Annotated in this window: 24 protein-coding genes and 1 pseudogene; 5 read left to right on the top strand and 20 right to left on the bottom strand. The window is 40.1% G+C overall.

Annotated elements, in window-relative coordinates; genetic code table 11:
• Window positions 1-153, top strand: a complete 153-nt coding sequence (locus CYP84_RS10760; protein ID WP_162141601.1) for a hypothetical protein — start codon at window positions 1-3, stop codon at window positions 151-153.
• Window positions 150-2168 (top strand): glycine--tRNA ligase subunit beta, encoded by a 2019-nt coding sequence (gene glyS, locus CYP84_RS06100; protein ID WP_103636985.1) that lies wholly within the window; start codon window positions 150-152, stop codon window positions 2166-2168. Before CYP84_RS10760 ends, glyS begins: the two co-directional genes overlap by 4 nt.
• A gap of 86 nt (window positions 2169-2254) precedes the next feature.
• Here the strand turns inward: glyS and CYP84_RS11050 are convergent, their stop codons facing one another.
• From CYP84_RS11050 to alaS, 7 genes and pseudogenes are all read right to left on the bottom strand, one after another.
• Window positions 2255-3118 (bottom strand): phosphoethanolamine transferase, encoded by an 864-nt coding sequence (locus CYP84_RS11050; RefSeq protein WP_258033906.1) that lies wholly within the window; start codon window positions 3116-3118, stop codon window positions 2255-2257.
• Window positions 3108-3595 (bottom strand): annotated as a pseudogene (locus CYP84_RS11045) (phosphoethanolamine transferase domain-containing protein). Before CYP84_RS11045 ends, CYP84_RS11050 begins: the two are co-directional and overlap by 11 nt.
• Window positions 3596-3754: 159 nt before the next feature.
• Window positions 3755-4069, bottom strand: a complete 315-nt coding sequence (locus tag CYP84_RS06090; RefSeq protein ID WP_103636984.1) for a helix-hairpin-helix domain-containing protein — start codon at window positions 4067-4069, stop codon at window positions 3755-3757.
• Between the two features lie 8 nt (window positions 4070-4077).
• Window positions 4078-6006: a transglycosylase domain-containing protein gene (locus tag CYP84_RS06085; RefSeq protein WP_103609076.1), complete on the bottom strand. Its 1929-nt coding sequence runs from the start codon at window positions 6004-6006 to the stop codon at window positions 4078-4080.
• Window positions 6003-6545, bottom strand: coding sequence for a septum formation inhibitor Maf (maf, locus tag CYP84_RS06080; protein ID WP_103636983.1), 543 nt, complete (start codon window positions 6543-6545; stop codon window positions 6003-6005). Before maf ends, CYP84_RS06085 begins: the two co-directional genes overlap by 4 nt.
• The gene (locus tag CYP84_RS06075; protein WP_103636982.1) at window positions 6545-7042 is read right to left on the bottom strand and encodes a 3-isopropylmalate dehydratase; all 498 of its coding nucleotides are present in this window, start codon (window positions 7040-7042) and stop codon (window positions 6545-6547) included. The genes maf and CYP84_RS06075 overlap by 1 nt, the downstream gene beginning before the upstream one ends.
• Window positions 7039-9597 carry an alanine--tRNA ligase gene (gene alaS / locus CYP84_RS06070; protein ID WP_103636981.1) on the bottom strand — a complete coding sequence of 853 codons (2559 nt, stop codon included), beginning with the start codon at window positions 9595-9597 and terminating at the stop codon, window positions 7039-7041. Before alaS ends, CYP84_RS06075 begins: the two co-directional genes overlap by 4 nt.
• Window positions 9598-9767: 170 nt before the next feature.
• On the opposite strand from alaS, the gene CYP84_RS06065 reads away from it, so the two are divergent.
• From CYP84_RS06065 to CYP84_RS06055, 3 genes are read left to right on the top strand one after another with little or no spacing between them, the layout of a single operon-like run.
• Complete coding sequence (locus tag CYP84_RS06065; RefSeq protein ID WP_012139985.1) at window positions 9768-10637, top strand: Gfo/Idh/MocA family protein; 870 nt, start codon at window positions 9768-9770, stop codon at window positions 10635-10637.
• Window positions 10637-11590 carry a ferrochelatase gene (hemH, locus tag CYP84_RS06060; protein ID WP_103636980.1) on the top strand — a complete coding sequence of 318 codons (954 nt, stop codon included), beginning with the start codon at window positions 10637-10639 and terminating at the stop codon, window positions 11588-11590. The genes CYP84_RS06065 and hemH overlap by 1 nt, the downstream gene beginning before the upstream one ends.
• 47 nt (window positions 11591-11637) lie before the next feature.
• On the top strand, window positions 11638-12099 hold the full coding sequence (locus CYP84_RS06055) for a hypothetical protein (RefSeq protein WP_021084467.1): 462 nt from the start codon (window positions 11638-11640) through the stop codon (window positions 12097-12099).
• An 88-nt stretch (window positions 12100-12187) separates the two neighbouring features.
• Here CYP84_RS06055 and CYP84_RS06050 read toward each other — a convergent pair whose 3' ends face one another.
• The 13 genes from CYP84_RS06050 to sstT form a co-directional block, all read right to left on the bottom strand.
• The gene (locus CYP84_RS06050) at window positions 12188-14020 is read right to left on the bottom strand and encodes a peptidoglycan D,D-transpeptidase FtsI family protein (protein ID WP_021085499.1); all 1833 of its coding nucleotides are present in this window, start codon (window positions 14018-14020) and stop codon (window positions 12188-12190) included.
• Window positions 14021-14028: 8 nt separating this feature from the next.
• Entirely contained in the window at window positions 14029-14322 is a 294-nt protein-coding gene (gene fliE, locus CYP84_RS06045; RefSeq protein WP_002941937.1) for a flagellar hook-basal body complex protein FliE, read from the bottom strand.
• Window positions 14322-14822, bottom strand: coding sequence for a flagellar basal body rod protein FlgC (flgC, locus tag CYP84_RS06040; protein ID WP_012139981.1), 501 nt, complete (start codon window positions 14820-14822; stop codon window positions 14322-14324). Before flgC ends, fliE begins: the two co-directional genes overlap by 1 nt.
• 8 nt (window positions 14823-14830) lie before the next feature.
• Entirely contained in the window at window positions 14831-15265 is a 435-nt protein-coding gene (flgB, locus tag CYP84_RS06035) for a flagellar basal body rod protein FlgB (RefSeq protein WP_009294075.1), read from the bottom strand.
• Window positions 15266-15327: 62 nt separating this feature from the next.
• On the bottom strand, window positions 15328-15924 hold the full coding sequence (locus tag CYP84_RS06030) for a thioredoxin (protein WP_103636979.1): 597 nt from the start codon (window positions 15922-15924) through the stop codon (window positions 15328-15330).
• An 8-nt stretch (window positions 15925-15932) separates the two neighbouring features.
• A complete protein-coding gene (gene smpB / locus CYP84_RS06025; RefSeq protein WP_103637011.1) occupies window positions 15933-16385 on the bottom strand; it encodes an SsrA-binding protein SmpB in 453 nt (150 codons plus the stop codon).
• A gap of 14 nt (window positions 16386-16399) precedes the next feature.
• Window positions 16400-17143: a 4-(cytidine 5'-diphospho)-2-C-methyl-D-erythritol kinase gene (locus tag CYP84_RS06020; RefSeq protein WP_103636978.1), complete on the bottom strand. Its 744-nt coding sequence runs from the start codon at window positions 17141-17143 to the stop codon at window positions 16400-16402.
• Window positions 17140-17370 (bottom strand): carbon storage regulator CsrA, encoded by a 231-nt coding sequence (csrA, locus tag CYP84_RS06015; protein WP_002941828.1) that lies wholly within the window; start codon window positions 17368-17370, stop codon window positions 17140-17142. The genes CYP84_RS06020 and csrA overlap by 4 nt, the downstream gene beginning before the upstream one ends.
• Window positions 17364-18185: a tRNA pseudouridine(55) synthase TruB gene (gene truB, locus CYP84_RS06010; RefSeq protein WP_103636977.1), complete on the bottom strand. Its 822-nt coding sequence runs from the start codon at window positions 18183-18185 to the stop codon at window positions 17364-17366. The genes csrA and truB overlap by 7 nt, the downstream gene beginning before the upstream one ends.
• Window positions 18182-20251 carry an ATP-dependent helicase gene (locus CYP84_RS06005; RefSeq protein ID WP_103636976.1) on the bottom strand — a complete coding sequence of 690 codons (2070 nt, stop codon included), beginning with the start codon at window positions 20249-20251 and terminating at the stop codon, window positions 18182-18184. The genes truB and CYP84_RS06005 overlap by 4 nt, the downstream gene beginning before the upstream one ends.
• Before the next feature lie 51 nt (window positions 20252-20302).
• On the bottom strand, window positions 20303-20752 hold the full coding sequence (locus tag CYP84_RS06000; protein WP_103636975.1) for a hypothetical protein: 450 nt from the start codon (window positions 20750-20752) through the stop codon (window positions 20303-20305).
• Window positions 20746-22476 carry a M3 family oligoendopeptidase gene (locus CYP84_RS05995; RefSeq protein WP_103636974.1) on the bottom strand — a complete coding sequence of 577 codons (1731 nt, stop codon included), beginning with the start codon at window positions 22474-22476 and terminating at the stop codon, window positions 20746-20748. The genes CYP84_RS06000 and CYP84_RS05995 overlap by 7 nt, the downstream gene beginning before the upstream one ends.
• A gap of 88 nt (window positions 22477-22564) precedes the next feature.
• Window positions 22565-23932, bottom strand: a complete 1368-nt coding sequence (gene sstT / locus CYP84_RS05990) for a serine/threonine transporter SstT (RefSeq protein ID WP_430393511.1) — start codon at window positions 23930-23932, stop codon at window positions 22565-22567.
• Window positions 23933-23942: the final 10 nt, after the last annotated feature.

Raw genomic sequence — 23942 nt, 5'->3', positions numbered from 1 at the left:
GTGCAAATTTTAGATATTTTTATGATCGCAGCGTTTGTTTTGTTTGTGATATTTATGATAAGAGGCGTCATTTTGCAGGCGCAAGAGAAGGAGAGAGCAAGAGAGATGATAAGAGAAAAAAGAGAAAATTTTAATAAAAAGAGTGAGATATGAAAGAGTTGTTACTAGAGATCGGAGTCGAGGAGCTCCCAGCGATACCATTTTTAAGGGAGCTGCCAAACATCAACGCTAAATGGCAGGCTGTGCTTGAAAAATATAACATCAAAAGCGAGTTTAAATTTTACTACACTCCGCGCCGTTTGGTCTTTTTCCATGAGAAATTCCCATTAGCTCAGCCAGATAGCGTGGCTAGTTTTGTTGGCGCACCAAAGCAAGTAGCGCTAAAGGACGGAGCTTTTACAAAGGCTGCGCTTAGCTTTGCAAATAAATGTGGCATAAGCGAGAGCGAGCTTAAATTTAAAGAGATAGACGGCAAAGAGGTGCTTTACTACGAAAAAGAGGTAAAGGGCGAGCCAGTTGCTAAGATAATGGGCGACATGGTCGAGGAGTTTTTAAAGAGTCTTAGCTTTGGCAAGTCTATGCGCTGGGGCAATGGCGAATTTGAGTTTATCCGCCCGATAAGATCGTTTTTGTGCTTGCTGGGCGATGAGGTCATTAAATTTAACAAATTTGGCGTAGAGAGTAGCAACTCTACCTATCCTCACAGAAGCATCAGCTACGACAAGATAAAAATTTCAAATATAAAAGAGTATTTTGAAGGCTCAAAGAGCCGTGGGGTCGTGCTAGAGGCAGACGAAAGAGAGAAAATAATCCTTGATGAATTTGAAAAGATCAGCCAAAAAAGTGGGCTAAAGATCGAGATAGATAAAGACTTGCTAGCTGAAGTAGTGGCGATCACAGAGTATCCAACAGCGCTTCTTGGCTCGTTTGAAGAGGAGTTTTTAGAGGTTCCAAGCGAGGTCATCATCACATCGATGAAAGAAAATCAGCGCTACTTCCCAGTCTTTAAAGATGGCAAGCTAGCAAATGGCTTTGTGGTCGTTAGTAACGCCATCACAAAGGACTACTCACTCATTATTAAGGGCAACGAAAAGGTGCTAAGAGCAAGACTAAGCGACGCGATGTTCTTTTGGCAAAGCGACCTTAAGGCCGAATTTAGCCCAGAAAAACTAAAAAATATAACCTACCTAAAAGAGCTTGGAAGTATCTACGAAAAAGAGCTTAGAGAGCTAAAGGTGGCTAAAAAACTTGCTAGCAACTATGGTGAGCTACTTAAAAAAGAAGCTGGCGAGTACGCGGCCAAGCTGGAGCGAGCTGTGATGCTAAGTAAGGCTGATCTTACAACGCAGATGGTTTATGAATTTACCGAGCTTCAAGGCATCATGGGTGCTTACTACGCAAAGGCCAAAAATGAGGATGAAAACGTCGTTTTAGCCATAAAAGAGCAGTATCTGCCAGACGGCGAGGAGGCGCAGTGCCCAAGCAAGGTCTTTAGCTCGGTTGTGGCGCTTTCAAATAAGCTTGATACGCTAATGGGGCTCTTTAGCATCGGCAAAATCCCAAGCGGCACGAAAGACCCATACGCTCTAAGGCGCGCGGCAAATGGCGTGATAAAGATCGTTTTGGCGCATAATCTGAAATTTAACGTAAAAGAAATTTTAGAAGATATCGCAAAGGATTATAAGAAATTTGACGTTGAAGTGCTTATAAATTTCATCCTTGATAGGCTCTACACCTTCTTTGACGCAAACGCCTCTATCGTAAAAGCGTGCATAAAAAGCGGCGAAAAGGACATCTTGGAGCTAACTAAGATGATAGAGGCACTTGCTAAAATTTCAAGTGAGCCAAATTTTAGAGAGAATTTCTCGACATTTAAGCGCCTTGCAAACATCATAAAAGATGATAAATTTAGCAAGGTCGATGAGGGCCTCTTTGAGATAGATGCTGAAAAGGCCTTAAATGACGCGTTTAAAGCAGTTAATAAGAGCCTAGCATACGAGCCAAGGCTAAAAGCGCTATTTGCTCTAAAACCGCAGATAGATGAGTTTTTTGACAAAGTTATGATAAACGTTGAAAACGAGAAAGTGCGAAATAACCGCGTCGCAATAATCGGTCAAATTTATAGCGAGATACTAAAAGTAGCCGATATAAAAGAGATCAGCTTTTAAATTTACGCCAGCTTCGGGCTTTGCCTAGGCTGGCTTTTAAATTTACTCCCTAAAAATATCAAATTCTGGCTCGTAAGCCTTAGTTTTTACCCCAAAATATCCAAGAACTGAGCTAAAGATAAAATCATGCGTTTTCTAGCTTTTAGCCTTTTTAAAAGCTCACTATCGCTTGAAAAGATGATGGCTGGGATATGTTTTTGCTCGTCTGGAGCGATGGAGTAAGGCAGGCCGTGTAAATATATGCCATTTTCGCCTAGGCTCTCTCCGTGATCTGAGAAAAAGAACATGGCAACCTCAAATTTATCTTTTCTTGCTTCAAGGGCGTTTATTAGCTCGCTTTGTAGATAGTCCTCATATAAAATGGTGTTGTCATAGGTGTTTGCTATCTCATCTGGCGTGCATTTGTTTAGCTCGGCAGTGTCGCATGTTGGGGTGAATTCTTTAAATTTACTTGGGTAGCCTTTGTAATAGATAGGGCCATGTGAGCCTTGCAAATGTAGCACGATAAATGTAGTGGAATTTGCATCTTTTATGACCTTTTTTGCCTCATCAAATATCACTTCATCAAAGCCAGCTGCTCTGTGCTCTGAAGTGTGGTTTTGATCAAGATTGTCGCAAACGCCCTTGCAACCGCCACTATTGTTGCCAAAAAAGTATGTTTTTATGCCAAGTTTATTGATGATATCAACTAAATTTTCACGAGCTTTAGCTTCGCGGTTGCTAAAATTTTCTCGCTTTAAGTCTGAAAATAGGCAAGGCACACTTGTCTCTGTCGCAGTCCCGCATGAGTAGAAATTTGTAAAACTTACCACATCTTTTTGCTTTGTAAATTTGTTTGTATCGTTTTTAGCGTAGCCATTTAGCGAGTAGTTTTTGCTCCTTTGCGTCTCGCCAACTATCAAAACTAAAATTTTCTTTTTATCATTAGTGAGTGTTGCGTCATCTGCCACGTAGGTAAAAGGGAGCGGTTTTTGTGCCAAAGATTTTGCTAATCTTATGCCAGAGTAGATAGGATAGTATGGGAGTAAGACGCCTATGGTTGAGGCGTTGTGGCTCTTTAAAAAATGGTATAAAAATTTTAGACATGAGTGCAAAGATTACAGCTGCACTTGCCAAAGTGCTAAGGGCTATTTTTGCCCTTGATCTAAGCGCACTTTTAAAACCGCCATAGCTAATCTTTACAAGCGCTACATATGCGCAAGGCAGGATGGTTGCAAAAATAAGCCAAATGGCTAACTGGCATTAAAATAGCTAAATGCCTCTCTTGTGTCAGTGTGCAAGACGTTTAATAGCATGCCTTTATCTATAATGACGCCGTAAGTTTGCATAAAGTAAGCAGAGATGCTGCTAATCATGATGAGAAAGATAGCAAGAGGTTTTAGTAAAAATGGCACAAGCAAAATGCAAAAAACTCCAGCAAAGAGCATATGTAGTTTATGAAAAACATATAAGCTACAAATAAAATTAAAAATTTTACAAAGCTTACATGTCTTATTTTGTTGATGTTTAGCATTTCTAGCCACCTTCTTTCAGGGGCGTAATGATAGAGCCAAAAAGTAAATGGCTAGAAATTTAGAAGAGAAAAACTATTTTTTCTTTTTCTTGCTTTTTAGTTTTTTGCTTTTTGACTTCTTTTCAGGCTCAGCCTTTTTTGCCTTTTGGCCATCTTTTACGCTAAGCTTTTCTTTGACCTTTTGCATGTCGTTAAAGCCGATGCCTTGAACCTTCTCGAGCTCCTCGACACTTGTAAATTTATGAGCTTTTCTATACTTTATGACATTTAGCGCCTGGCTCTTGTTTAGCCCAAGGCTCATTAGCTCGCTCTTGCTAGCTGTGTTTAGATCAGCGCCGTATGCAAGGCTTGCAAGCGCTAGACAAAGTAAAATTTTTAATTTTTTCATCTTATCTCCTAAAATAATAATCCATCGTTTTCTTGATCTTGAATAATGTCGTTTGTTGGCGTATTTTGCGGCAACGGCGAGTCGTTTGTGTAGTACTCATCAGCGCCGTTAAAATATCCTTTATAGACGCCATCAGGCTGTTCAAACGCACGCCTTAGAGTAGGGTAGAGCTTGATATAGCCCTCCATAAATTTCTTAAAGACAGGCGCCGCTGTCCTGCCGCCGCCCTCGACTTTTTTCATAGGGCTGTTATCGTCGTTTCCGTACCAGATGATGGCCTCGATATCAGGCGAGTAGCCGCAAAACCAAGCATCGATGCTGTTGTTTGATGTGCCAGTTTTGCCAGCGATCTGGATGCCATTTACCTTTGCGTTGCGTCCGGTGCCGTTATTTACGACATTTTGAAGCAAGGTTGTCATCAAAAATGCCTGCTCAGGTTTTAGCACCTGCTTCTTTTGTGGCTCATAGTCCATAGACGCGCCAAAGCTATTTTCTATGTGCTTAATGAGTGTAGGCTCGACCACTTCGCCATCGTTTGGAAACATCGAGTAAAATTTTGCAAAGTCAAGTGGTGAAATTCCAAAGCTTCCAAGTGCGATTGATAAATTTTCAGGGATATCGTTAAAGCCCATATCCGTAAGCTGTTTGCGAACTGAGCTAAGACCAAGATCGTTTAGTAAATTTATGGTTGCGAGGTTGCGAGACTGGGTTAAGGCTGATTTTATCGTGATGTAGCCCTGAAAGCCGCCGCTATAGTTCTTTGGCGTCCATTCTTTGCCATTACCCATGTCAAATGTCCTAGCGATGTCAGCTACTTGAGAGACGACTGAGTAGCCACTATCAAGGGCTATTTGATAGATAAATGGCTTAATGCTTGATCCTGGCTGACGCTTGCTCTGGGTGGCGCGGTTGTAGCTACTTTTTGCGTAGTCGATGCCGCCGATTAGAGCTAAAATTTGTCCGCTTTGTGGATGAGTGACGACGATAGCGCCATTTAGCATCTCTGGATTTGCTTTTTTATCTCTTTTTAAAATTTCATTGTAGCCATAGACTAAAGCGTCCTGAGCGATCTTTTGCACGTTTAGATCGACTGTGCTTTGTATCTTGTAGCCGCCAGTTTTTATATCGTCAAATTTCTTTGAAGCCTCTTTTATGATCTCATCGACCACGTAAGGGGCTTTATTACGTGTGAGCGTATCGTCAAAGACTGCTGGCTCTTCAAGCACGCCCTTTCGGTACTCATCCTCGTTTATCCAGCCGATGCTATACATCCTCTCAAGAACCCTGTTCGCGCGGCTAAGAGAGAGATCAAGGTGCTTTGTAGGATCATAGGTGCTTGGTGCTTTTGGCATGCCAACTAGCATCGCTATCTCTTTTATACTTAGCTCATTTAGCTCTTTTCTAAAGTAGCCCTCTGCCGCTGTTTTGATGCCGTAGTAGCCGTGCCCGAAATATACGTGATTTAGGTATCTTTCGATGATGTCCTCTTTGCTAAGCTCGCTTTCAAGCTTCATAGCGAGCACAACCTCTTTTATCTTTCTTGTAAATTTCTTCTCGCGGCTTAGGGCTAGGTTTTTTATGAGCTGCTGAGTTAGCGTAGATGCGCCTTCTACCAGCTTTCTAGCTTTGATGTCCTTTATCGCCGCTCTTGCCATGGCTTCGACGTTGATACCGCCATGCTCAAAGTAGCTCGTATCCTCGATAGCCACGAGCGCTTCGATGACACGTGGCGGGATGTCGTTATACTTTACGTAAATTCTATTTTCTTCAAAGATATTTGCGATAAGCTCGTTGTTTCTATCAAAAATTTGTGTCGCAAGCTTTGGCTTGTAATCGATGATGGTATAAGCGTCAAATCTCACTTGCGAATAAAAGTATAAAAACGCTCCACCAAGTGCGATGGCAACTACAAAGATAAATGCCAAGATATATTTCATAAAAATGCCTTTAATATTTTTAAATTTAGCCCCATTGCCGTGCTTGTTTCGCCGTGCTGGGAGGTGATGTATTTTTTATTAAAATTTTCTATCGTCATGGCTCCAGCTTTACCTCGCCACTCGCCACTTTCTAGGTAGCTTTTTAGCTCTTGCTCGCTAAATTTATCAAATTTATATGTGGTCTTGCTCACATTTATAAGCTCAAATTCGCCTAAAAATATCATCGCCGTATAGACGCTACACTCATTGCCACTTTGTAAATTTAGCATAGCAAGTGCCTCGTTTGCATCCTTTGCCTTGCCTAAAATTTTATCCCCACAAGCCACGCAGCTATCCGCAAAGAGTAAATTTAAAAGCTTGCCATTTGTCTTTAAAAACTGCTCTTTTTTAGCTTTTACGACGTTTTGGACGTAAATTTCAGGTTTTAGGCTCTTTGTTATCATACTCTCATCAAAGCTGCAAGAAATTTGCTGAAAATTTATCCCAGCATTTTTTAGTAAATTTGCCCTTGTTGGCGAGCTAGAAGCAAGAGTGATCATTAAAAACCCCTATAACTCACGCCAAGATAGACAGCCGCAAGCGAGGCTAGTAAATTTAGAGGCGTAAAGTAGTAGATGATGACGATTAGGCTTTCGTTTAGCTCGATCATCTCGTGTGATCTTAGAGTTTTTAAAGCCTTTTTGTATCTATAAAAGATATAGCTTAAATTTAAGAGTAAAAATATCTCTATCGCCCATTTGGTCGCTACTATCGCACTTGCCATCGGGTTTTGCATTTTGCCATCATCAAAGAAAAAGATTATTATCAGGCTAGTTAGTGCGATGCCAAGAACTAGCGCAAAGATGGCTAGTCCAAAGCGTCTTATGATGTGAAGCAAGATGTGATAGCGCTCTTTATCTTCAAATTTATTTTTTATAAAATAACTTCCAGCAAGCACTAAACCAGCTTGTAGCCCTATAAAAAGAGCTACGAAGCTAATGTGCAAGAAGATGATTAGTTGATCAAATTTAAAAAAAGCGATCTCTTGATGAATCATTTTTCTAAAGCTTGCCTTGCATACTCAAGTGAGCTTTTTATGGCGTCTTCGATGGCTAGAGCGTTTTTGCCACCAGCTGTTGCAAAGTCGTCTTTTCCGCCGCCATTGCCGCCTAGAATTTGCGCTGCAAATTTAACCCAAGCGCCAGCTTTTAGTGGAGCATTTTTTACGCCAGCTGCAAGAGAAATTTTACCCTCTTCATCTGTTTGGATCAGCAAAATAGCAGCCTTTTCGTGCTCGTTTTTAAACTCATCTATCAAAGTTTTTATGTCGCCACCATCGATGTGTGCCACACAAAGCTTGGTATCATTTACATTTATAAAGGCTAGCTCCCCAGAGCTTTTAGCGTTTTTTAACTTATCTTTTAGTGCTTTTATCTCGCCTTTTAGCTTTTTAACGGCATTTAGTGGTTCTGTGCTTTTTAGCTCATCTTTTAGCTCTTCAAGCTCAGCCCTAAATGACCTTGCTAAATTTAGTGCAGCTCTTGAGCAAACAGCCTCTATACGCCTAACGCCAGCGCTTACGCCACTCTCTTTTGTGATGAAAAACGATCCGATCTCATCTATATTTTTTACGTGTGTGCCGCCGCAAAGCTCTTTGCTGACATCGCCAAAGCTCACAACTCTTACTTTGTCGGCATATTTTTCGTTAAATAGTGCGATCGCTCCGCTTTTTTTAGCCTCTTCAAGCTCCATAACCTGCGTTTTTGCATTTGCACCGTCTAAGATCCACTCATTTACAAGGTTTTCGACCTTTGAAATTTCTTCACTAGTGAGCGCCTTTGGATGAGAGAAGTCAAACCTTAGCCTATCTGCCTCGACGTTTGAGCCAGCTTGAGCGATGTGTGTGCCAAGCACGCTTCTAAGGGCTGCGTGAAGCAAGTGTGTAGCACTGTGATGTCGCGCGATCTCTGCCCTGTCGCTGCCCACTTCAAGCTCTACTTCGTCGCCAACTTTTAGTGCCGCGCTAGTTTTTACTAAAGATAAATTTAGCCCATGAAATTTCTCAGTATCAAGCACATTTGCTTTGCCTACTATCTTACCACTATCGCCGCACTGACCGCCACTTTGAGCGTAAAATGGAGTGACGTCAAACATCACCCAGCCCTCTTTGCCAGCGTCTAAGCTATCAACGTTTTTAAATTCTTCATCAAGCAAGGCTAAAATTTTACTTTTACTCTTAAGCTCTTCGTAGCCTATAAATTTATTCTCGCCAAATTTCTCAAGTAGCTCTTTAAAATCGCCCTTCGCGCTCTTGTCGCCACTGCCTTTCCAAGCAGCTTTTGCACGTGCTTTTTGCTCGCTCATAAGCTCATCAAACCTTGCCTCATCGACTTTTAAGCCCTTTTCTCTAAGCATATCAGCTGTTAGATCAAGTGGGAAGCCAAATGTGTCATAGAGCTTAAACGCAGCCTCTCCGCTAAAAATTTCTTTTGTATTTTTAAGCTCACTCTCAAATAGTTCCAAACCACTAGCGATAGTTGCTAAAAATCTCTCTTCTTCAAGCTTGATCTGCTCTTTTACAGCCGCTTTTTTATCGTTTAGATAGGTGTAGTGTCCGCCCATAAGCTCGCAAACTTTATCGACAAGTTTATACATAAATGGCTCTTTTATGCCTAGTAAATATCCATGGCGGATCGCACGGCGTAAGATGCGGCGAAGCACGTAGCCACGGCCTTCTTTATCAAATGTCGTGCCCTGAGCTAGCAAAAATGTGACTGAGCGGATGTGGTCGCTTATGACGCGGTAGCTAGCGCCACTTTCATAGACGTATGGCTTGCCGCAAAGCTTTGCTACTTCGTTTATGAGCGGCATAAAAAGTGTGCTGTCGTAGTTGCTAAATTTGCCTTGCAAGATAGCAGTAACGCGCTCAAGTCCCATACCTGTATCGATGCTTGGCTTTGGTAGTGGGCTTAGCTTGCCGTCCGCACTTCTTTCATACTGCATGAAAACAAGGTTCCAGATCTCTAAAAATCTATCTCCATCGCCACCCATGTAATCTTCAGGCGTGTTAAAGTGCTCAGCGCCTTGATCGTAAAAAATTTCACTGCAAGGGCCGCATGGTCCAGTATCGCCCATCTGCCAGAAGTTATCGTGGTCGCCAAAGCGATAAATCCTATCTTTTGCGATGTGAGTACTCCAAATTTCAAACGCCTCATCGTCGCTTTCATGAACGGTTACATAAAGCTTATCTTTTGGTAGTTTTAGCACCTCTGTGACAAATTCCCAAGCGTAAGAGATCGCCTCTTTTTTGAAATATTCTCCAAAGCTAAAGTTGCCAAGCATCTCAAAAAATGTGTGGTGGCGCGCTGTGTAGCCGACGTTATCAAGGTCGTTGTGCTTGCCTCCAGCTCTTATGCAGGTCTGACAGCTAGTGCGGATAGGTGGTGTTGGGCGTGGCACTTCGCCTGTGAAAATGCTCTTAAATGGCACCATGCCAGCATTTGTAAAAAGTAGTGTTGCATCGTTTGGCACGAGTGGTGCAGAAGCTACTACTTCGTGACCTTTTGATTTAAAAAAATCAAGATATGCCTTTCTTATATCTAAATTTTGCATTTTTATCCTCGTTAATTTTAAAATTTTGCTTGATTTTAGCCAAAATTCGTTTGCGAAATTCTAAAAAGAGAAAAAATAGTGATATTTTGAAAACTATCTCTTGTTTTATCTATTTAAAAGCGATTTGTAAATAAAATAATTAAAAATTTCTAAAGTTTTAAAGGGTGAATGTGAAGCTAAAAATCGGCATTATCGGCTATTGCAGCACAGGTAAAAAACATTATTTAGAGCTTAGACGCTCAAACGAGTTTGAAATTTGTGGCATTTTTGACAAAGACAATGTTGATGAGTTTTGCAGAGCTGATTTTTATACTGATTTTAAAGAATTTATAGAGGTTGCCCAGCCTCAAGCAGTCGTGCTTTGCTCGCCAAGAGAGGAGATGGTGGAGGCATTTTGCCAGTGTGCAAAATATTGTCAAAATATCCTCATTTCACGTCCAGTTTTTAAAAGTATCGCAGATCTTAAAGAGATAAAATATGCCGCTAAAACAAACAAAACTAGGGTTTGCACAGGAATTTCAGAGCGTTTTAATCCAACTATCTTGTCACTTAAAAAAGCACTTTTAAAAGAAGAGGAAATTTATAGCATCTCTATCGCTCATTTTAAGCCACTTTGCGATGGAAATATCATAAATGAGCTCTCAGTTTCTGACATCGACCTAGCAAAAAATATCATAAATTCTGAAGTCAGCGACTTTTACTACACTCAAACAAACAAGACAAATGCCAAAAGTGCCGATAACGCGGCGATAAGCTTTAAGAGTAAAAATCAAATTCTAGTGCATATCACTGACTCATTTTGTGGCTCACTAGAGCGCTTTAAGATAGAGGTAAATGCGAAAAATGGCGTCTATTTTGGCGATCTTATCGATCACAAACTTCATCAAGTGAGCGAAAATGGACAGATGAATTTGAAGATAGATACAAATAATAGCGAACTAAAAGCGCAATACGAGGCCTTTTACGATCTTTGCCAAAGTGGCGAGAGCAGCGAACTTTCAAACATCGATGATGCCATAAAAATAAGAGAACTATTTTGATGAAAAAAGCTCTTTTGCTTTTAAATATGGGCGGCGCAAACAGCCTAGATGATGTCGAAATTTTCTTAACAAATATGTTTAATGACCCGTACATTTTGGGTATAAAAAATAAATTTTTAAGAAAATTTGTAGCTTTCATGATCACAAAAGGCAGGCTAAAAACTGCGAAGCACAACTATGAGCAAATAGGTGGAAAGTCGCCACTTTGCGAGCTTACAGCTAAGCTTTGTGAGAAAATTTCAAGCTTGCAAAGCGAATTTGACGCGGTTGATTTTGCGATGAACTACACTTCGCCGTTTGTAAAAGATGTGCTTAAAAAGTATGAAAAATTTGATGAGATAGTGCTTTTGCCACTCTATCCTCACCACTCACAAACTACGATAACTTCGAGCTTAGCTGATTTTAAAAAGACAAAAGAGGAGCTTAATCTAAAAGCTAAAATTTCACTTTGTGAGCCATTTTATGATGATGACGCTTACAATAAGATCATTATCTCTCATATCCAGGGAGCGGTAAAAGATACCGATATAAGCGATGTTAGCCTCATCTTTTCAGCTCACTCTTTGCCTCGCAAGATCATAGAAAAGGGCGATATCTACGAAAAACACATAAACGAACATGTGCAAATTTTAGGCAAAATGCTAAAAGAGCAGGGGCTAAATTTTAAAGATGTGAGCCTTGCTTATCAGTCACGTCTTGGTCCAGTTAAATGGCTAGAGCCATCACTAAACGAGGCTTTGGCAAAGTGCGAAAATAAAAAAGCGCTTATCTATCCGCTTTCTTTTTGTATAGACAACTCTGAGACCATTTTTGAGCTAGTTATCGAGTATGCTAAGCTCGCAAAAGAGCTAAATTTTAGCTTTTACAAAGTGGTAGAGTGTCCAAATTTTAGTGATGAATTTGCTAGTTTTATCCTAGAAAAGTCAAAAAACGCTAGAGAATTTAGCCTTTAGGAATAAATCTTGCTTATAAAAAGCATCTCAAATTTAAAAGGAGATGTATGAAGGTTCAAAATAACGATATTATCGATTATTTGTTGCAGTCAGGCTCAAGTAAAGCTAAAGATAAAAAAAATAGTTTTGATGAAATTTTAAGTCTAACGCTTGATAAGATCACAAGCGAGGCAAAGGTTTCAGACAAACTTGAGCAGTTTAAGAAAAGGCTTACAGAAATTGGCGCTGCTGGCTTTATAAATGAGCTAAATTCAAACAAGATAGAAGAGAAAATAGCTCAGAAAAAAGAGGAGCTAACCGAGCTTTTAAGCATAAATGATCCGACCAAAACGCAGGATCAAAAAAATGAGTTGCTTAAAATAATGGATAAAATTTTAAGTGACTACCGCAAAGAGCTAAACATGGCACTTACTAGCCAAACACTGCTTGAGAAGCAAAATAGCCTTGGCAAAAATACAAATAATTCTGTAAATTTAAGCTCTGTCTTAAATGAACTTGGACTTGCATAAATTCTGGATTTAGGCCGTTTGCCTAGATCCAATTTTCTACTTTAAACTCTAAATTTGAAATTTAATATTTATATCTTAGAAGTTAAATTTAATCTAATGCTGGTTTTTGCTTTGCTTTGTCGTTTTTGAGCTTATCTTTTTTAGCTTCAAACTCAGCTATGACATTAGGATCTGGGAATAAATAGCCATCTTCAACCATTAGATCAACGGCCTTTTTAAATGTCGGCAACGCACTTTGCGCACCAAAGTAGTAGTAAGGTTTTTTAGGGTCTCTTGCTAAAACGCCTATGGTGTAGCTGTTGCCTCTTGTGTCGTTTACGAAGCCAAAAAACGAGCCGTTATAGGTGTTGCTATATCCGCCTTTGCCAGAAGCGATGTGTGCGGTGCCAGTTTTACCGCCTATCTCAAGACCTGGTGTAAATGCCTTTAAGCCAGTACCTTTTTCAACTGTTTTTATCAAAATTCTCTTCATTATCTTTGCGGTCTCTTGCGAGATGACCTGTGCTGGCTCTGCTTTTGGCAGATCGTAGCGCTTGCCGTTTCGCTCCAAATATGCCACCATGTGCGGCGTCACCTCGATGCCTTTGTTGTTAAAGGTGTTATAAGCTTTTAAAAGCTGCATAAATGTCGCTTGAAGGCCGTATCCGTAGCTAACTGTCGCTTTATAGGTTGATGAGTTTAGTTTAGTAACCGTTGGCATCATACCTACTTGCTCGTATGGCAGATCGATGCCGGTCTTTCTTGAAAAGCCAAAATTTAAAAGCCCTTGATAAATTTGAGGACCATTTAGGCGTTCTACTAGCTGGATCATGCCGATGTTTGAGCTGTGCACGATGATGTCTTCAGCGCTCATAAAAGGCTCTGGGTGGGTATCTTTGATGATCCTTTTGCCTAGCTGATAGCGACCGTTGTATGTATTTACTAGCTCAAAAGGATTTACCTTTTTTTCTTGAAGCAGTATGGAGAAGATAAATGGCTTAAAAACCGATCCAACCTCGTATGCATACTCGCTTGCGCTCGAATTTAGCGCGCTGTAATCTTGCTTTCTTATATTTGAGGGATCGTATCTTGAACTAGAAGCTAGGGCTAAAATTTCACCATTTTTGCTATTCATTATGCAGATGATTAGCTCTTTTGCGTCTAGAAATTCACGCTTCTCATCTAAAATTTGCTCTAACTTGGTTTGAAATTTAAGCGGTACAGAAAGCACTGCGTTGTAGCCATCAACCCTTGTTGCTAAATTTGAATCGCTGGTTAAGATTATATTGTTGCCGATATCGCGTGGGCCAAGGATTTTGGCGTTTTGTATCGGGGCTAGGTAGTCCTCGTAGTATCTCTCAAGTCCTTTTACACCTTTACTTTTGGTAAGTGCGTCGCTCTCTGTTTTGCTCACGTAGCCTATAGCTGGTGTTAGGGCGTCTTTTGACATAAATTTACGGTTTTGACCGCTCTCCATCACGCGCATGCCTTGAAATGAGGCAAGCCCAGTCTTTGGATCAAGGTACGAGATCAAAATGCCCTTACGGTTTAGCTTTCTAGAGAGCTCTTGAAGGTAGGTAGCGCCCTTTGCGTCGATGCTGTAAGAGAGCGTGACAAGGCCTTTTGTGCCGTTTATGATCTTTCTTACTTTGTTTGGATCATCGCCGCTGTAAAGCGAGTAGAGCTTGATAAACATCTCTTTTTTGTTTGGGTCGATATTTCTGGTGTCAAGCATTACTTTGTAGAGTTTTTGGCTTGATGAGATGCTAAAGCCGTCTTTTGTGACGATATTGCCGCGGATTGCGGTATTTACGTCGCTTGTTTGAAGCTTAGGAAGCTTTCGCTCGATGCTTGCTCTATAAAATATAACGAGCACAAAGATTGAAATTCCAAAAGTAATTAATAAAAAAAGTATGGTTATTTTTGATTTTCTGGAATTCATTCAATGGCTTAAATTTGCGTTCTTGAAATTTCTTTGTATGCGCTTAGCGCTTTGTTGCGAATCTCTAGCATAAGCTTCATGCTAGTCTCCGCCTTGCCTATGGCGATAGCTGCTTGGTGCAAGTCTTTTACCTCGCCAGTTGCAAGGTCTGCTATGGCTTTATCAGCGTTTATTTGAACCTTGTTTAGCTCTTTTAAAGAGTCGTTTAGCGCGTTTTCAAAGCCGCCTTCTTCGCCTGCTTTTGCTATTTTGTTTGAATTTTCGTTTTTGTTTAACTTATCTAAATTTATGCTATTGATCATTATGCTTGTCCTGAAATAAGTGATATCGCACTTTGTGCTATTGTTTTTGCGTTTTGAAATGACGCTACATTTGCCTGATAGGCCCTTGTCGCCTCAAGCAAGTCAGCCATCTCGATGACTGGATTTATATTTGGAAATGCGACGTAGCCATTTGCATTTGCGTCTGGGTGGCTTGGGTCGTATTTTAGCTGAAAGTCCTTGTCATCACGCACCACTTTATCTACGATCACGCTAGTTAGTGCAGGGTGAGCGTTTTTGGGTGAGCTTGGATCGTCTAGTGGATTTTCATAATCAAGCAGACTTTGTGAGTTTTTAAGTTGATCGTTTAAAATTTTATCAAAGTTCATCTCTTTAAAGATGACCTCTTGTCTTCTGTAAGGACCGCCCTCAGCCGTTCTTGTGGTTTGAGCGTTTGCAATGTTTGAGCTGATGACGTTCATTCTGAAGCGTTGCGCGCTTAGTCCGTATCCACTAATATCAAAATCATTTAAGTATGACATCATCTCTCCTAGTTCTTAGCACTTGCGTCTATTACGCTTTTAAAGATATTGCCCTGAGCCTTGTAGGCGCTATCAAGGGCGTTTATCATAACTGTGTTTTTGCCCATTTCTGTTGTCTCAACATCAAGATCGACTGTGTTTGCGTCGTTTCTAGCCATGTGGCCATCGCGCAAGAAAATTTGAGCTGTGTCGCTTTTTGGGAAATCAACCGCAGCCATGTGCGCTTCGTTTGTTTTAGCTAAATTTAGTTTTTTGCTCTCTGAAACGTTATAAATTTCATTTGCTTTTTCTCTTAAAACATCTTCAAATCTTACATCTCTAGCCTTGTAAAATGGTGTATCAACATTTGCAAGGTTGCCAGAAATGAGCTTTTGGCGTAGTTCTCTGCCTGCAAGGGCTGATTCGACAAGGGGGCTAGATTTTGATCTATCTAAAACAAACATTTAAAATCCTTATAAATTTTCACATTTTTATAAGCAAATGATGTTCCAAATATAAGGTAAATTTATTTTGTTTCATAAATTTTTGCCAAATCTTCTTTCATTTTTGTGACTTTTATGCCGCCAAGATAGTATTTTACTCCGTATTGTCCGCTATCTACGTCTGTTAAAATTTGATATTCGCCATTTTTTATCACCACCTTAAAAGGTAGTGCGATCTCATGTTTGTATTCAATATCTCTTACGATCTGCTCGGCAAGTCTGTCATTTATCTTTTGGTCGTTTGTTATGAAGTAGTAGGCATTAAATTTTTGCATAAATTCATGCAAAACATACTCATTTGTGACATTTTCAAAGTGAGTTAGTCCGATTAGTGTAAATTTATCTTTGTTTTCAAGCTGATATTTTGTAAGCTCAGCTGCCTCTTTTTGGCAAGGCGGGCAAAATGTGCCAAAAATGTCGATCATTAAAACCTTATTTTCATCATTTTTGATATCAAAACCGCCATTTTTACGCACCAAAGTAAGCTCCTTGCCGCTTACATCTACGAGCTTAACCTCTTCATTTGGGCTAAATTCTTTAAAATTTACGCTGCTGCTCTCATCATCGCCGCAACCAAAAAAAGCAAATAAAGCGATTATTAAAACAAGTAAATTCTTCATCTTATCCCTTAAACATATCTTTTTATGGCAGCTCTTGCCTCTTTGTCTGCCTCGCGTCTTTTTAAAGTCTCGCGCTTGTCGTGTAAATTTTTACCTTTTGCAAGGGCTAGCCTTGCTTTTACGATGTTTTTATCGCTTAGATAAAGTGCCAAAACAACCAAAGTAAGACTATCTTGTGATACTTGACCGAAAATTTTATCGATCTGCTTTCTATGCATCAAAAGTTTTCTGGCTGCTCGTTCATTTGGACGAAATGCGCTGTGTGTAGTCTCAAGATAGCTGATATGGGCATTTAGTAAGAAAAGCTCACCCTTTATGACGCGCACAAAGCTATCTTTTAAATTTGCTCTGCCAGCCCTTAGAGCCTTGACCTCGCTGCCTTTTAGCACGATGCCGGCTTCAAAGGTCTCAAGTATGCTAAAGTCGTGCAAAGCTTTCTTGTTTTTTGCTAGATCTTTTATCAAAATTTTACCTTTTATTTTACGCTAAATACGCTACTGCCGCTGCCGCTTAGAAATTTATCCCTAAACTCATTCATCTGTGGATAGAGCTTAAAGCATGGGGCAAAAAGATCGTTTAGCTCCTCGTTTTTATAAATTTCAAGTAGCTCTGCGCTTTTTAAATTTTGCATCTTTTTTGCAGCATTAACGTCTATGTATTGTAAGAAATTGCTTCTAAATTCTTGATAAACCATCGGTGTAGAGCAAAAAACATTTGGCGTGAAGATATTTAAATTTGGCACTTCATCGTCAAATTCTTCTATGATCTCGCCTATGCCGCTTACATTTGCTGCCCTATATCCGCTTACAAAAAAGGCCACGTCAGCGCCGATTTTAGAGGCTATTTGCATCAAATTTTCGCGTTTTATATTTAAATTTAGCTCGTCATTTACCATAAGTAAAAAAGTGGCAGCGTTTGAACTGCCTCCTCCTAGACCAGCACCTATTGGGATTTGTTTGTTGATGATGATTTTGTGAGAGCTAAAAAACTCATCTAGCTCATTTGAAAAGCCAGCTTTTTTTAGCTCGTCTATCGCTTTTTGAATGATGTTATCTTTTATATCTTTGTTGTCGCATTCGATAGCAAAAGAATTTGACTTTTTAAAATAAATTTCATCAAAAAGCTGCTCGCAAAGAACAAAACGTGACAAAATTTCGTGGTAGTTGCCTCTGGTGCCAACTACCTTCAAAAATACGTTGATCTTTGCAAAGCTTTTCATTTCTCGATTTTTTTCGCAAGCTCGTGGATATCGGCTTCGCTTGCTTTTTTAGTGGCGTGGATATTTTCGTTTTTAATATCGTTTGCCAGCTCGCTTCTTAGTATCATTGTGTTGCGCGGGGCCTCGATACCAAGTTTAACGGTGCTTTTTGAGATACTTACTACGACGACTTTTATGTCGTTACCTAGTAAAATTTCTTCGTTTTCTTTTCTTGCTAAGATTAACATTTTTCTACCTTGTTTAAAGTGTAATTTATAGTATCATCCATGATTTGGATTACGCTCATAAATTTATCATAATTTAGCAAATAAATTCCTTGTATTTGTGTTTCAAAATCGTTAATTTTTAATTTCTTGCCGTCAAGTATGTTGTTAATATCCCCAAAATACGTATTTTGCTTAATATTTAAAAAATTGCAAATATTTAAAAATTTTTCATTTTCATAGCGAAATTTACCCTCGCTTACCCTCTTTAATGAGCTTAAAGTTACATTATAACCAACTTTTTGCCCAAAAATTTCTGCATAAGAGCGGATGTAACTCCCCTCACTTACGCTTAAACGAAGTGTCAAAAAAGGGTGTGAGTAGTTTAAAATTTGGCTTTCATAAATTTCCATAGTTTCTGGCTTTAGCTCAAATTCTTCGCCGCTTCTTGCTAGCTTGTAAGCTCTTGTGCCATTTACATGTTTGGCGCTAAATTTTGGCGGGATATAGCTTATCTTGCCTATTAGCTCGCCTCTAATGGCTTCAAGTTTTTCTAAACTTAGCTCTTTTACATTTAAAATTTCAGTGATATTTTCATTATCCATGCTTGGACTGCTCGCCCCAAGCCAGATCGTCGCCTCATAGACCTTTGGGCTTTTGTCTAAAAATCTAAAAAATTTCGTATACGAGCCAAAAGCGACTATCAAACAGCCACTCGCAAATGGATCAAGCGTGCCAGAAAATCCAGCCTTTTTAACGCCGTATTTTCTCTTTAGTCGTCCTAAAAAGTGGTTTGAGCTCATGCCAGCAGGCTTGTTTGCCACGAAAATGGCGTTCATACGGCCTTTTCCACGAAGCTTGACATTATCTCTCTTACATTGCCACCAAAATTTATAGTCAGTTTAAACTCTTTTTTGATCTTGCTAACCGCGCTTACCCTGCCGATACCAAAAATTTTATGTTTAACAAGGTCGCCTTTTTTAAATTCATTGCTCTGTTCGATAACTAGCGAGCCATGCGTTATACCACTCTCGCTTAAAAATCTACTCTTATTTAGCCTTGTGCGCTGACCTTTGTAAAAGCGTGAATTTGCAAAGCTTAGACTAAGTGTCCTTTTGGCTCTTGTTATCGCCACGTAAGCGAGCCTGCGCTCCTCTTCGATGTCGCTACCGTCGCCAATGAGCGGGAAAAATCCCTCTTCAAGACCGATCACAAAAAGGTGCTCAAACTCAAGTCCCTTGCTCGCATGCACGCTCATGATACTAATAGCCTCGTCGCTAATGCCGTCTTGCTCGCTTGTTAGTGTGATCTCGTTTAAAAACTCCTCCAGATCAAAGCTTGGATTTTGCTTGATCTGATCTTTTAAAACAGCGTAAAACTCGTCGATGTTCGCCGCTCTTTCAGTGCCATCTGGCAAGCTCTCGTAGTATTTTTTGACGCCAAATTTTGCTTCAAATTTATCTATGAGGTCAAAAACCGAGCCGCTTTCTTGAAGCTCTTTAAGGTTGTTTGCAAACTCAAGAAGGGCTGATTTTACCTTTTTACTAAAGGCTTCATCGTTATCAGAGATGTTTGAGATCGCCTCAAAAATAGAAATTTTTCCCTCAAAGGCCATTTTCTCAAGTTTATCAAGGCTCACCTTGCCTAGTCCTCGCTTTGGGCGATTTATTATGCGTCTTATTGAAAAGTCATCGTTTGGATTGTTTATCAGTCTTAGGTAGCTTATGATATCTTTGATCTCGGCTCTTTCGTAAAATTTAACTCCACCAACCATTTTATAGGCGATCTGTTCTTTGTTTAGCCCATCTTCAAGCGAGCGAGAGAGTGCGTTTATGCGGTATAAGATCGCGATATCTTTGGCCTGCACGCCTTTGCTTAAAAGCTCTTTTATATTTTTTGCGATCTTGCCAGCCTCTAAATTTTCATCAAAGCTCTCTATCAAATTTACAGCTTCGCCTTCGCCTTTTGTGCCCACAAGCTTCTTGCCAAGGCGGTTGCGGTTGTGATCTATTAGCTCGTTTGCAGCCTTTAGTATCGCCTCGCTAGAGCGGTAGTTATGTTCAAGTCTGATAATCTTTACGTTGCTAAACTGGTCTTTGAAATTTAAGATATTATCGATCTTCGCACCGCGCCAGCCATAAATACTCTGGTCATCATCGCCCACCACGCAGATGTTTTCGTGGCATAGACAGAGTTTTTTTAGCAGTTTATACTGAAGATCGTTCGTGTCTTGATACTCATCGACCATTATGTATTTGTAGCGGTTTGAGATATCTTTGGCTAGCTCTTCGTTTTCGTCTAAAATTTTATATGTAAGACCTAGCAAGTCATCAAAATCAACGAGGTTGTTTGCCTTTAAATAGTCCTCGTATTTTTCATAAATTTGCGCTGCTTGCTTGTAAAAGTTGTCTTTGCTCTTGTCAAAAGAGGAGAAATTTGCGTTTTTATAGACCTCTTCTACGCTTAAAAGCGAGTTTTTATAGTTTGAAATTTCACTTGAGAGTATCGCCGTGGCGACCGGACTTTCAAAGCTTTTGATGATGCGCTTTTTATCGTCTGTGTCGATGATGACGAAGTTGTTTTTTCTGCCAAGTTTTTCTATGTAGAGCTTTAAAAATAAAAGTCCAAATTTGTGAAATGTGCAAAGTAGCGGCGAGTAGTTTTTGCCGCTTTGACTCAGCATCGCCATGGCTCTGCTGCGCATCTCGTTGGCGGCTTTGTTTGTAAAAGTAAGAGTTAGCGTGTTTGCCGCGTCTATGCCGACCTCGCCGATGAGATAGGCAAGTCTAGTCGTGATCGTCTTTGTCTTACCACTGCCAGCACCTGCTAGTATGAGCATCGCACCGTCTATGTGGGTGGCTGCTTCGCGCTGGGCTTCGTTTAAATTTGATAGTAAATTTTCCATTTTTCGCTTTTTAAATTTTCTTTTGATTTTAGCCAAAAATGCTTAAAATTACTATTTTTTCTTAAATATATCTTTATTTTTTGGGTTTTGCAAAAAGACTGAGGCTGATTTTTTAGCGTGATCGACTTGCTTCTCTTTTGGCTTGTAGATAGAGAAATTTACAAGGATCGGGCTATTTTCAACCAAAATTTGAACCACCGCTCCAAGTGGAAATGATACCACTGAGGCGAAATTTTCACTACCAAAGCCAGCCTCAAAGCTAAGCTCATCTTGCGTTAGCATGGTACTCTCAAGCGTGTAGCCACCAAGTGAGAACATAATGACTGGCATGCTAAAGCTGCCACTTATCTCATCTGGTAAGCTAGGCTCAAAGCTAACTAGCGGTAAATTTGCCATAACTGAGAAATTTAGCCCCTTTTCAAGCAAAAAATCAATGCACTCGTAGACGTGCATTTTCATCAAAAGTGCAAATTTCTCATCGTCTAAAATTTCGTCTAACATTTTATTCCTTTTGAAATTTCTAAAAACTCATCTACTAGCTTTTTAACCTCGTTTATGCCGATCTGCCAGAAATTTTTATCATCTATGTCAAAGCCAAATTTACCAACAAGCTCCCTTGGGCTAAGGCTCCCACCAAGGCTCAAAAACTCGGTGTAAATTTCGACAAAATTTTTGCATTTACCGCTTTTGTAAAGCCCAAAAAGTGCAAGCACAAGAAGCTGCGCGTAAGAGTAAGCGTAGCAGTAAAATGGCGTGTGGATGAAGTGCGGGATGTAGCTCCACCAAATTTTATAATAGTCATTTAGCGTGACGCTTTTGCCAAACATCTTTTTGCTCTCTTTTAGCCAAATTTTATTTAGCTCATCTAGGCTGATCTCGCCATCGTGTGCGTGCACGGCGCGCTCGAAGGTGGTGAAATTTATCTGGCGGTAAAGCGTGGCAAATATATCCTCGATCTTGCCAGCGAGCAGTGAAATTTTCTCTTTTTTGCTAAGGCCGTCTTTTATGTGGTCAAAAACTAGCATCTCGCAAAAGACTGAAGCCGTCTCAGCCGTGGTTAGCGGAGTGTCTGAGTTTAGGTAGCTTACACTATAAGAGAGCTTTTGATGCACGGCGTGGCCAAGCTCGTGGGCAAGCGTAAAAAGGTCTCTTCGCTGGTTTGTGTGATTTAGCAAAACATAAGGGTGCGTGTCGCTTGATCCAGAGTGAGAAAACGCACCACCTCGCTTGTTTGGCTCTGGATAAACGTCGATCCAGCCGTCACTAAAGGCACTTTTGGCGATCTTGCCAAATTCGCTTGAGAAATTTGAAAACGCCTTTAAAACTATCTTTTTGCACTCATCAAATTTATACTCGCCTTCGCTGCTAAGAGGCGCGTATCTATCGTAGTCATAAAGCTTTTTAAGGCCTAAAATTTCTCTTTTGCGCTCGTAAAATTTAGCAACTAGGTCAAAATTTTTCTCAGTCACAGCGATTAGCGAATCAACGCTTTTTTTACTGATTTGATTTTCAAGGTGTCTTGGCTCTTCAGGAAGCTTGAAATTTCGCAGCTCGCAGCTCGTTTTTAGATCAGTTTTTATCATATTATATATGTAACCAAGGAGGTGCTGGTGCTTGCTAAGCTCGTTTGAAAGGCTTTTAGCGGCTAGTTTTCGCACACTTTGGTCGTTCTCATGAAGCTTAGCTAAAATCTCTTCTTCATTTAAAAGCTCGCCTTTAAATTTAAACCTCATCTTGCTCATGCTCTCATCAAAAAGCCTTGAAAAGCCCTCAGCCCCGGTGCTTGCCGTGCGAAGTAGCACTCTTTCTTCTGCAACGCTTAGTTGGTGCGGTTTTGCTTTGGCGAGGTTACTTAGATAGTAGCCATATTTTTTAGAGCTTTTTATGATCTCTTCTTGCTTTTTAGGGCTAAACTCATTAAATTTGATCTCAAAAAATATCAAATTTTCATTTGCTTTTGTCGCTATCTCATCGATCTTTGCGTAAAATGCGCCCTTGCTTGTATCTTTGGCAAAATTTAAAAAAGCGTAAGTCATTACCTTTGAAATTTTAGCTATCAAGTTTTCATATTCGCAAAATGCTTTTAAAAACTCGTCTGTTTTTAAATTTTCGTAAATTTCAAGGTATTTATCTTTAAATTTCTCGCACTCTTTTTGTAAATTTAGTGCGTTTTGCTCGCACTCTTTTTCGTTTGCAAAAAGTGCTTTTAGATCCCAAATTTGCATATTTATCCTTTAAATTTTTGGGATATTTTACAAAAAAATGGATAAAAGTAAAATTTCAGCCAAAATTTAGCTGAAATTTTACTGAGGATTATTCTGAAGTCTTTGAGGCTACGGCTGTAAAAAGCACGTCTGATGAGCTATTTAGCGCAGTTTCAACTGAGTCTTGGATGACGCCTATCGTAAAGCCAACTGTGACAAATTGCATAGCGATGTCATTGCCGATGCCAAAAAGTCCGCACGCTAATGGCACTAGAAGAAGCGATCCTCCAGCCACGCCAGATGCGCCGCACGCACCAAGAGCTGAGATAAAGCAAAGAAGAAGCGCATCGCCAAATGTAACTGTGATAGATGGGATAGAATTTACCGCAGTAAGCGCTAGGATGCTAATAGTAACTGCCGCGCCGCCCATGTTTATGGTGGCTCCTAGTGGGATAGAGATCGAGTAGAGCTCCTCTTTTAGTCCAAGCTTTTTGCAAAGCGCCATATTTACTGGGATGTTTGCAGCTGAACTTCTTGTAAAAAACGCTGAGATCGCGCTCTCTTTTAAGCAGATCATCACAAGTGGATAAGGATTTTTCCTAGTTAGTGCAAAAACCATCGCTGGATAGACGATAAATGCCACTACAAGCATCGCTCCAACAAGAACTAAGATCAGTTTTAGATATCCTGCAAGCGCCTCAAATCCAGTGTCATGAATACTGATAGCAACCATACCAAATATGCCAAATGGAGCAAGCCTAATGATAAATTTAACGATATGAGTTACGCCGTCGCTTATATCTTTAAATACTTTTTTGGTCTCAGGTGTGGCATATCTCATAGCGATACCACCACCTATCGCCCATGTGATGATGCCTATATAGTTGCCATTTGCTAGGGCGGTTATAGGATTTTCGACCATTTTATAGATAAGGTCTTTTAGCACGTTTGTGATGCCTTGAGGTGCTGACATATCAGCGCTTTGCAGACCTTTTAGCGGTATCTCGATAGGAAATAAAAAGCTTGCAATTACTGCCACAACAGCTGCTAAAAAGGTGCCAACAAGGTAGAGTGTGATGATCTTTTGCATGCCTTTTGTATGACCAAAATCTTTTAAAATGATAGAGGTTGCAACTAAAACAAATACAAGAATAGGTGCGATCGCTTTTAGAGCGCCTTTAAATAAATCTCCTAAAACTGAGGCTGAAGCAGCTATAGAATCAGCCGAACTAGCCTTTTCTTTGGCCTCATCAAGCTGTTTTGCTTCATCTTGGCTAAGACGAGTTTTTATGACCTCATCTGCGCTTAAGCCACTCTCTTTTTGGATGGTTTGAATTTTAGCTGAGATTTGGTTGTAAGGGGCTGCCTGATAGTGTGTGTAAAAGCCAACTAGGGCACCTAGGACGATACCAACTAAAATTTGAACGATCAAATTTCCGTCGGCGTATCTTCTTGCAATGTTTTTAAACATATTCATTTGACACCTT

Origin of the sequence: Campylobacter concisus (genome assembly GCF_002912425.1) — a bacterium.
GTDB classification, from domain to species: Bacteria; Campylobacterota; Campylobacteria; order Campylobacterales; family Campylobacteraceae; genus Campylobacter_A; species Campylobacter_A concisus_AH.
The sequence above is the reverse complement of the archived record's forward strand: the minus strand, read 5'-3'. Positions and strand labels throughout refer to the sequence as shown.

What these genes read in the sequence shown, in the direction of transcription:
- glyS (WP_103636985.1), top strand. Translation starts at nt 150, where the DNA reads ATGAAAGAGTTGTTACTAGAGATCGGAGTCGAGGAGCTCCCAGCGATA.
- CYP84_RS06090 (WP_103636984.1), bottom strand. Translation starts at nt 4,069, where the DNA reads ATGAAAAAATTAAAAATTTTACTTTGTCTAGCGCTTGCAAGCCTTGCA.
- CYP84_RS06085 (WP_103609076.1), bottom strand. Translation starts at nt 6,006, where the DNA reads ATGAAATATATCTTGGCATTTATCTTTGTAGTTGCCATCGCACTTGGT.
- maf (WP_103636983.1), bottom strand. Translation starts at nt 6,545, where the DNA reads ATGATCACTCTTGCTTCTAGCTCGCCAACAAGGGCAAATTTACTAAAA.
- CYP84_RS06075 (WP_103636982.1), bottom strand. Translation starts at nt 7,042, where the DNA reads ATGATTCATCAAGAGATCGCTTTTTTTAAATTTGATCAACTAATCATC.
- alaS (WP_103636981.1), bottom strand. Translation starts at nt 9,597, where the DNA reads ATGCAAAATTTAGATATAAGAAAGGCATATCTTGATTTTTTTAAATCA.
- hemH (WP_103636980.1), top strand. Translation starts at nt 10,637, where the DNA reads ATGAAAAAAGCTCTTTTGCTTTTAAATATGGGCGGCGCAAACAGCCTA.
- CYP84_RS06055 (WP_021084467.1), top strand. Translation starts at nt 11,638, where the DNA reads ATGAAGGTTCAAAATAACGATATTATCGATTATTTGTTGCAGTCAGGC.
- CYP84_RS06050 (WP_021085499.1), bottom strand. Translation starts at nt 14,020, where the DNA reads ATGAATTCCAGAAAATCAAAAATAACCATACTTTTTTTATTAATTACT.
- fliE (WP_002941937.1), bottom strand. Translation starts at nt 14,322, where the DNA reads ATGATCAATAGCATAAATTTAGATAAGTTAAACAAAAACGAAAATTCA.
- flgC (WP_012139981.1), bottom strand. Translation starts at nt 14,822, where the DNA reads ATGTCATACTTAAATGATTTTGATATTAGTGGATACGGACTAAGCGCG.
- flgB (WP_009294075.1), bottom strand. Translation starts at nt 15,265, where the DNA reads ATGTTTGTTTTAGATAGATCAAAATCTAGCCCCCTTGTCGAATCAGCC.
- CYP84_RS06030 (WP_103636979.1), bottom strand. Translation starts at nt 15,924, where the DNA reads ATGAAGAATTTACTTGTTTTAATAATCGCTTTATTTGCTTTTTTTGGT.
- CYP84_RS06020 (WP_103636978.1), bottom strand. Translation starts at nt 17,143, where the DNA reads ATGAAAAGCTTTGCAAAGATCAACGTATTTTTGAAGGTAGTTGGCACC.
- csrA (WP_002941828.1), bottom strand. Translation starts at nt 17,370, where the DNA reads ATGTTAATCTTAGCAAGAAAAGAAAACGAAGAAATTTTACTAGGTAAC.
- truB (WP_103636977.1), bottom strand. Translation starts at nt 18,185, where the DNA reads ATGAACGCCATTTTCGTGGCAAACAAGCCTGCTGGCATGAGCTCAAAC.
- CYP84_RS06005 (WP_103636976.1), bottom strand. Translation starts at nt 20,251, where the DNA reads ATGGAAAATTTACTATCAAATTTAAACGAAGCCCAGCGCGAAGCAGCC.
- CYP84_RS06000 (WP_103636975.1), bottom strand. Translation starts at nt 20,752, where the DNA reads ATGTTAGACGAAATTTTAGACGATGAGAAATTTGCACTTTTGATGAAA.
- CYP84_RS05995 (WP_103636974.1), bottom strand. Translation starts at nt 22,476, where the DNA reads ATGCAAATTTGGGATCTAAAAGCACTTTTTGCAAACGAAAAAGAGTGC.
- sstT (WP_430393511.1), bottom strand. Translation starts at nt 23,932, where the DNA reads ATGAATATGTTTAAAAACATTGCAAGAAGATACGCCGACGGAAATTTG.